We start from the raw sequence: 7,929 nt of genomic DNA, 5'->3' as shown, positions 1-7,929 counted from the left end.
GCGCCGCGGCCCCAGACGTAGCCGTTCTCGACCGCACCGGAGAACGGGTGCACACTCCACTCCGCGGGCTCCGCGGGGACCACGTCGAGGTGCCCGTGGATCAGCAGCGCACCGCGTGAGCTGTCTGCGCCTTTCAGGCGGGCGAACACATTGCCCCGACCCGGAGCGCCCGATTCCAGGTAGTCGACCTGGTAGCCGACCTCCTCCAGCTGCGCAGCCACCCAGCGGGCGCAGTCGGCCTCGCCTTTGGTGGTTTCCAGATCGCCGGTGTTGGTGGTGTCGAATTGGATCAACGTGCTGACCACGTCGACGACGTCGTCGATGGGACTCTCGGCGGGCAACGTCACAGTCACCTTTCCTACCATTGGCGCCGGCACGCTTCCCGCCGGGCAGGTTTGGGCGCGGGCCGACCCATCCGATAGCCTTAGCTGCCAATTCATTGGCGTCGGTCCGAGTGGCGGAATGGCAGACGCGCTAGCTTGAGGTGCTAGTGCCCTATTAATGGGCGTGGGGGTTCAAGTCCCCCCTCGGACACGTCCGGCGACACGACTCAGGTCGGCAGTTGCCGTGGCTCGCTGAAGATGCGGGTCGTCATCACGACGCAGGCCCAGACTGGCGTATACCTGGGCACGTTCCGGCCCGGTCGCCTCCCTAAGCACTGCTGACAGCCCGCCCACCAGCATGGGTGGGTAACACTTTTCGCGGATCCCGGGGCTCGGGGTCCGGTCGATTTCATTATGCGGTGAGGGCGGTGGCCGTCGGCGTGTCGGCGCCTTCGATGCAGACTCAACGCCCAGGGCGCACACTCGACGGCCGAGAAGTTTGGGTCTCTGCCCGAAGACCGGTTCGACGATGGCTTTGGTGGCGGTGTCACCACGCCTACGAGACGTCCGCAGAACGGGCCGAAACTCGTTAAAGGAGATGGGTAACAAACGCGGGATGCACCAGGAGTACAACACCGAGAACCAGGAGCATCGCCGCCGTGGCGCGCCTCAGCTGATCGCCGAAAGGGGCTACCTTTTCCAGCCAGATCGCCACCGTGATCGCCAACATCCACGCCAATTGCATTGTCCCGAAGGCGATCAGCACCACCATCAGCAGCCAACAGGAACCGAGGCAAAACACGCCATGGCGTCCTCCGGCCAGTAGTGCCCGGGCCGGGCCGCCGTTGGGCTCGTTGGGCTCGTTGGGCTCGTTGGGCTCGTTGGGCTCGTGGCACGAGGATGCCGGCACCCGGCAGCATCGCAGACACGTGACCTTTAGCGGCGTGAGCTGATACACACCCGCGATCACCGCCGTCGCACCGGCCACGCGGCCGGCCCAGAGCGAGGTGTGCAGCATCGGGTCGAGAGGATTCGACGCAAAAAAGGCGGGGATGCCGGCCACGCTCCAAACGGCCAGATATCCGGTGACGAACATGATGGCTGATGCGAGGTTATGGGCGTAGGGGCGAGCAACGGGCAGGACTGCCGGAAGCATCATCGCTGCCATCATGGCCACCCACCCGAAGAGGTAAACGGCCAACGACGCCACGGACTGGGCGCCCATCGACATCGACATCGCGTCGCCGCGCATGGCGACCGCGCTGGCTACAGACCACCACCAGCCCAGACCCGCCGCGCTAAGCAGGACCGCCGGCAACCACACATCGGTCCACGAGCGCACCGGTATTTGTCTGTTGCTCAATTCGGCGCTCCTCTCGATTGGCGCCCAGCATAGAACTACGGCGCAGTCTAATCCCTCCCCGGGTGGGGTAGGGTATGATCGGGCAATGCGGTGTTGTGGTGAGCAAGAGTTGACGGCTAAGAAGCGTGCGGCGCTGAATCGGCTCAAGACGGTCCGGGGCCATCTCGACGGGATCATTCGGATGCTGGAGTCCGATGCGTACTGCGTCGATGTGATGAAGCAGATCTCAGCGGTGCAGTCCTCGCTGGAGCGGGCCAATCGGGTGATGTTGCACAACCACTTGGAGACATGCTTTTCCGCGGCGGTCCTCGCTGGTCACGGTCAGGCGGCCATTGAGGAGCTCACCGACGCGGTCAAGTTCACGCCGGCGCTGACCGGTCCGCTGGCACAGCTGAGCGGTGTCGCGGTCGGCGAATCGTTTGATGAAAAACCGGCAACGGAAACGAGCCCGCAATGACGCGTGGTTTCCCACGCCCGGCGATCGGCCGAGGCAAGGGATCGACAGGGCACGCCGGCGGCCGCAAAGGCTGCGGTCCGGAGGCAGGCGTGGCGATCACGACCGTGCCTGTCCGCGGCACGGTCGGCCCACAACAAACATGAAGGGACGTTCGAGATGGTCCTACAAGGAATTTATGGACTCGTTACCAAGGCGGCGCCCACGGTGGTGACCGGCGTGGTGGGGGCTGCGGCCTATGAGGCGGTGTCGAAGGCCCCGTGGCGCAAGGCAACGGTCAGCGCGACTGCTTTGGGTTTGCGTGCTGCGCGCGCAACCGAGCGCAAGACCAAGCAGACCGCCGAGAAGGCTCGGCTAACAGCCGCAGACATTCTCGCAGAGGCGGTAGAGCGGATCGGCCAGGAAGTAACAGGACCGGCAGCGACGGAGACGGCCCAGACCACGACCCTTGAGGCTGATGGTGCTGACAGCTGAGGCCGACGTCGCGCTGGCCGTTGTCTGCGCTGCGGCGGGGCGAATGCGGGTGCGCGCCACCGGGTTCGCCTTCGACACGGCGCGGGGCGCCGCGATCGAGGAGACGGTCGGCAAGGTGAGCGGTGTGCGCGCCGTGCGCGCCTATCCGCGAACGGCATCCGTGGTGATCTGGTACTCACCCGCCCACTGCGATACCGCTGCCGTTCTGTCAGCGATCACCGACGCAGAGTGCAGCCCTGCAGCGTTGGCGCCCGCGCGTTCTGCACATTCGGCTGATCTCGGCAACGGCAGCATCGTAGGGAAAGTCGTCGGCGGGATCGCCCGCGCCCTGCTGAGTCTGCGCGGTGACGAGCTCGGCCGTCCGCCGGAGATGCAGAGGCTGCAGGATGCGCTGGAAGCTATCGGCTGTCACCTCGAGCCGGTTACCGTGACGCAGCTGTCGCCGCGCGAGGAGGCCAAGAGCGGGATCCGCTTCTGGTTGCGGCGGGTGTGGATAGCGTGGCCGTTTGGTCTACTGGCGTCTGGCGCGACGATGTTCTTCGGCGCTGCCCCCTGGGCGGGATGGTTGGCATTCGCTGCGACGATACCGGTGCAATTCATTGCCGGCTGGCCGTTCCTGGTGGGGGCCGTGCAGCAGGCGCGGGAGCGCTCGGCGAATATGAACACGCTGATCACGCTGGGAACGCTGACCGCGTTTGCCTACTCCACCTATCAGTTGTTTGCCGGCGGGCCACTGTTCTTCGACACCGCTGCGCTGATCATCGCCTTCGTGGTGCTGGGCCGCTATTTCGAGGCCACGGCACATGGCAAGACGCGAGAGGCGATCAGCAAGCTGCTGGAGATGGGCGCCAAGGAAGCCCGGCTGTTGGTCGACGGGCAAGAAATCCTCGTGCCGGTGGAGCGGGTGCAGGTTGGAGACCTTGTGCTGGTTCGGCCCGGGGAGAAGATCCCGGTCGATGGCGAGGTCATCGATGGCCGGGCCGCCGTTGATGAGTCGATGCTCACTGGGGAATCTGTGCCGGTCGAAAAATCGGTGGGTGACCGCGTGGCGGGAGCAACCGTCAACGCCGATGGGCTGCTGACCGTGCGGGCCACTGCTGTCGGGGCCGACACCGCGCTGGCCCACATTGTGCGTCTGGTCGAGGAGGCCCAGGGTGGTAAGGCGCCGGTACAGCAGCTAGCAGATCGGGTTTCGGCGGTGTTCGTGCCGGCGGTCGTCGGCGTCGCCGTCGCGACATTTGCCGGCTGGGCGCTGCTCGCCGCCAACCCGCTCGCGGGCATGACCGCCGCCGTCGCGGTGCTGATCATCGCCTGCCCGTGCGCTTTGGGTCTGGCCACCCCCACCGCGATCATGGTTGGCACCGGCCGCGGCGCCGACCTGGGAATCCTGGTCAAGGGCGGCGAGGTGCTCGAGGCCTCGAAGAAGATCGACATCGTCGTGTTCGACAAGACGGGCACCCTGACTCGTGCCCAGATGCGGCTCACCGACGTGGTTGCCGACAAGCGCCGCCAGCCGAATCTGGTGCTGCGGATTGCCGCTGCGGTCGAGTCGGGCTCCGAACATCCCATTGGTGCGGCCATTGTGGCCGCTGCGCGCGAGCGCGGGCTGGAGATCCCCGCCGCCACGGAGTTCGCCAGCCTGGCCGGGCACGGGGTGCGGGCCGACATCGATGGCCGAGCCGTGCTGGTCGGGCGGCGCAAGCTCGTCGACGAGCGCGGCTTGAGTTTGCCCGACCACCTCGCTGTGGCCGCCGCAGAACTCGAAGAGCAGGGCCGCACCGCCGTGTTCGTCGGCCGCGACGACCAGGTTATCGGTGTGCTCGCCGTGGCCGACACGGTCAAAGACGACGCCGCCGACGTGGTCCGTCAGCTACACGCCATGGGGCTGCAGGTCGCCATGATCACTGGCGACAACGCCCGCACGGCCGCCGCGATCGCCACGCAAGTTGGCATCGACCGCGTGTTGGCCGAGGTGTTGCCGCAGGACAAGGTCGCTGAGGTTCGCCGGCTTCAAGATGAGGGCCTGGTGGTCGCGATGGTGGGCGACGGTGTCAACGACGCCCCCGCCCTGGTGCAGGCCGATCTGGGCATTGCGATCGGCACCGGTACCGACGTGGCCATCGAGGCCTCCGACATCACGCTGATGTCTGGCCGGCTTGACGGTGTCGTACTTGCGATCGAGCTCTCGCGGCAGACCCTGCGCACCATTCATCAGAACCTGGGCTGGGCGTTTGGCTACAACACCGCCGCTATCCCACTGGCCGCATTCGGTTTGCTGAACCCTGTCATCGCGGGCGCGGCAATGGGGCTGTCCTCGATCAGCGTGGTGTCCAACTCGTTGCGGCTGCGCCGCTTCGGCCGGCCGCCGTACCTGACAGCTGGTCCCGGGCGCTAATTGTCTTGATTCCGAAAGGCGCCCAGCCTCGCTCGCGTCCTGGCGCACGAGCAGAAACTCAACGGCCCGGCCGCCCGGCACCACCGACGTGCACGTGGAGCACGGTCGCCACCCTCTTCGGAAGTGCCGGGTCGGACGGGTCGCCGCAAGCTACGCGTCGGTGACCATTCGTCGCGCATCGATTCGGCGGCAGCGCCCCGGTGTCGGACACCGGGTCTAGCTTGCGGCAACGAGCTTTTGAACTCTCTGCTGGAGAGGCTGTGTCCGGTCACTGCCGGCGATCACCCGCTCAGTAGTAACATGTACAAATTACGGCTGAGCGAGTGTACGTTTCTCAGTGTGAACGTCTCCGTGACCGAGTTGCGCGCGCACCTCAGCGATTGGCTCGATCGCGCCCGAGCTGGTGGTGAGGTCATCATCACCGACCGCGGGATTCCGGTCGCACGACTCGCTGCGCTGGACAACGCAGGCACCCTGGAGCGTCTCACGGCCGACGGCGTAATTGGCAAGGCCACCGCGCAGCGGCCCATCGCTGCGGGCCGGGCCGGGCCCCGACCGCGGCGGCCGGTGTCTGACCAGGTCAGCGACCAGCGGCGCTGACCCGTGCCGCTCGTCTACTTCGACGCTAGCGCCTTCGTCAAACTTCTCACCACCGAGACAGGAAGCCCGCTGGCGTCCGCGCTATGGGACGGCTGCGACGCCGCGCTGTCCAGCCGCCTGGCCTACCCCGAAGTCCGCGCCGCACTCGCCGCAGCAGCCCGCAATCACGACCTCACCGAGTCCGAGCTCACCACTGCCGAGCGCGACTGGGACGACTTCTGGGCCGCCACCCGGCCAGTCGAACTCACCGCGGCGGTTGAGCAGCACGCCGGCCACCTCGCCCGAGCCCTCGCCTTACGCGGAGCCGACGCTGTCCACCTGGCCAGCGCGTTGGCAGTCGGCGACCCCGGCCTGATCGTCGCCGTTTGGGACCAACGCCTGCACACCGCAGCCCAAGCCGCCGGTTGTCGAGTCGCCCCCGCCCAACTCGACCCCTAAAACGTCCAACCCTCTTCGTCGAAAGTGCAATTGGCGACACATCTGCCGAATAGTCTCGTCGCTCATTGCACTTTCGGAGCGATGTGGGTCCCGCCAGGTCCAAACTCGACACATGGGTCGACGTCACCCCCCACGCACCTTCCGTGACCGCCGCGACGCCGGTCGGGTGCTGGCCCGGGAATTGGAGTCGTATCGCGGACGAAGCGGCCTGCTGGTGCTGGGGTTGGCCCGGGGAGGCATGCCAGTCGGCTGGGAGGTCGCCGCCGCGCTGGGCGCCGAACTTGACGTCTTCTTGGTCCGCAAGCTCGGGGTGCCGCAGTGGCCCGAGTTGGCGATGGGCGCCCTGGCCAGCGGTGGCGGCGTGGTGATGAACGACGACGTCGTGTCGGGCATGCGCATCACCGACGAGCAGGTGCGCCGCGTCATCGACGAGGAGACCGCCGAACTGCGTCGCCGCGAGCACGTGTACCGGGATGGACGCCCGCCGGCGGACCCGCACGGCAAGACCGTGATTGTGGTCGACGACGGAATTGCCACCGGCGCAAGCATCCTGGCCGCGGTACGCGCCCTACGTGCCGGTCGCCCGGACACAATCGTGGTGGCTGCCCCGGTAGGACCGCAGTCGGTGTGCCGGCTACTGGCCAGCGAGGCCGATGACGTGGTGTGCGTGACGACGCCCGAGGACTTCGACGCCGTCGGGCAGGTTTTCGCAGACTTCCGTCAAGTCAGCGACGACGAGGTGCGTCAACTACTGGCGACCCCGCCCTCGGGTTAGTGAGCGCTGTGCTCTTCGTCGGCGGGAGCAGAATCCGGGTGCACCGAAGCGCCGTCGGCTTCCTCGGCGGCGTCCAACGGGTAGTCGTCTGCCACATCGTCAGGTGCGTCCGGCGCGGACGAATCGTCAATCACCGCACCTGTCTCGCGCCGCCGCCGTTCTTGTAGTGCGTCGACGATCAGCAGCGCAACGCCCAACGCGCTGGCTCCGATGCAGACCCAGGCGACCAACTCGTTGCTGGTGATGACCGCGAAGACGAGTGCGGCGAGGCCGACCACCGCGAGCACCAGCGAGATAATCAGCATCGGTTGACCTCCAGCGGACGGCGCGACATTGCCAACTCTGCACGATAGCGGCAGTCGTTGTCAGTGTCGCCGACCGACCTAGTTATTGCCCCGATTGAACTGGTTGAACCCCGCCGAGTCGTTGGTGGCGCTGGAATCCACCGGCGCCGCCGAACCGCGCTGGCCCAACTCTTCGAGCTGTGACTCCAGGTAGGTCTTGAGCCGGGTGCGGTACTCGCGCTCGAAGGTGCGCAGTTGCTCGAGCCGGCCTTCCAGCACGGTGCGTTGCTGGTTGATCGTGCCCATGATCTCGGAGTGCTTGCGCTCGGCGTCGGCCTGCAGCGCATCAGCCTTCTCCTGGGCCTGCCGGAGTTGGGTCTCCGACCGAGTCTGCGCGTCGGTGAGCAGCGCATCGGCGCGCTGCCGGGCTTCGGACACCGTCGTCTCGGCCTCGCGACGGGCATCGCCGACAATCTGCTCAGCGTTGGCGCGGGCGTCAGAGAGCAGCTTGTCCGACTCGGCCTGGGCTTGGCCGGTCAGCCGGTCGGCGGTGTCCTGCGCAAGGCTGAGCACGCGGGCGGCCTTGAGGGCGACCTCCTCGCCCAGCGGTGCCGCGGCAACCGGAGCAGGTTGCGCGGGCTTGACCGGCTCCGGCTCGGGCTCGGGCTCGTAGACCGGAATCTTCTGCGTGGCTTGCGCACTGCCGACACCGGATTGGGCGCTAGACAGTTCCTCGTCCAGCTCGGCCACCCGCTGGCGCAGGTCGGAGTTCTCCTCGATCAGACGGGTCAGCTCGTTCTCGACCAGATCGAGAAAGGCATCG

Annotated in this window: 8 protein-coding genes, 1 tRNA gene and 2 pseudogenes; 7 read left to right on the top strand and 4 right to left on the bottom strand. The window is 66.9% G+C overall.

From position 1 onward, the window contains the following. A partial coding sequence (locus AC2VOG_RS03145) for a M20/M25/M40 family metallo-hydrolase (protein WP_486938458.1) occupies positions 1-365 on the bottom strand: 365 nt, incomplete at its 3' end. Positions 366-448: 83 nt separating this feature from the next. Here AC2VOG_RS03145 and AC2VOG_RS03140 point away from each other — a divergent pair. Next, positions 449-534, top strand: a tRNA-Leu gene (locus tag AC2VOG_RS03140). A gap of 378 nt (positions 535-912) precedes the next feature. Here the strand turns inward: AC2VOG_RS03140 and AC2VOG_RS03135 are convergent. Next, entirely contained in the window at positions 913-1,686 is a 774-nt protein-coding gene (locus AC2VOG_RS03135; RefSeq protein WP_486938457.1) for a copper chaperone, read from the bottom strand. Between the two features lie 85 nt (positions 1,687-1,771). On the opposite strand from AC2VOG_RS03135, the gene csoR reads away from it, so the two are divergent. The 6 genes and pseudogenes from csoR to AC2VOG_RS03105 all read left to right on the top strand — a co-directional run. Continuing rightward, positions 1,772-2,143 carry a copper-sensing transcriptional repressor CsoR gene (gene csoR, locus AC2VOG_RS03130; protein ID WP_486938456.1) on the top strand — a complete coding sequence of 124 codons (372 nt, stop codon included), beginning with the start codon at positions 1,772-1,774 and terminating at the stop codon, positions 2,141-2,143. Positions 2,144-2,299: 156 nt separating this feature from the next. Next, on the top strand, positions 2,300-2,614 hold the full coding sequence (locus AC2VOG_RS03125) for a DUF1490 family protein (protein ID WP_486938454.1): 315 nt from the start codon (positions 2,300-2,302) through the stop codon (positions 2,612-2,614). A gap of 43 nt (positions 2,615-2,657) precedes the next feature. After that, positions 2,658-5,009, top strand: coding sequence for a heavy metal translocating P-type ATPase (locus AC2VOG_RS03120; RefSeq protein WP_486938459.1), 2,352 nt, complete (start codon positions 2,658-2,660; stop codon positions 5,007-5,009). Positions 5,010-5,303: 294 nt separating this feature from the next. After that, positions 5,304-5,609: pseudogene (locus AC2VOG_RS03115) on the top strand (type II toxin-antitoxin system Phd/YefM family antitoxin); the annotation flags it as partial. A 3-nt stretch (positions 5,610-5,612) separates the two neighbouring features. Next, the gene (locus AC2VOG_RS03110) at positions 5,613-6,047 is read left to right on the top strand and encodes a type II toxin-antitoxin system VapC family toxin (RefSeq protein WP_486938453.1); all 435 of its coding nucleotides are present in this window, start codon (positions 5,613-5,615) and stop codon (positions 6,045-6,047) included. A 118-nt stretch (positions 6,048-6,165) separates the two neighbouring features. Continuing rightward, positions 6,166-6,822 (top strand): annotated as a pseudogene (locus AC2VOG_RS03105) (phosphoribosyltransferase); the annotation flags it as partial. Here the strand turns inward: AC2VOG_RS03105 and AC2VOG_RS03100 are convergent. Further along, positions 6,819-7,127: a hypothetical protein gene (locus tag AC2VOG_RS03100; protein ID WP_486938452.1), complete on the bottom strand. Its 309-nt coding sequence runs from the start codon at positions 7,125-7,127 to the stop codon at positions 6,819-6,821. The pseudogene AC2VOG_RS03105 and the gene AC2VOG_RS03100 sit on opposite strands and share 4 nt — an antisense overlap. A 78-nt stretch (positions 7,128-7,205) precedes the next feature. Beyond that, positions 7,206-7,929 (bottom strand): DivIVA-like cell division protein Wag31 (gene wag31 / locus AC2VOG_RS03095; protein WP_486938451.1); only part of this gene is annotated, 724 nt, incomplete at its 5' end.

This window comes from Mycobacterium sp. TH-M11, assembly GCF_057473725.1.
Note: the sequence above shows the minus strand (reverse complement) of the source record. Positions and strands in the feature narration are given on the sequence as shown.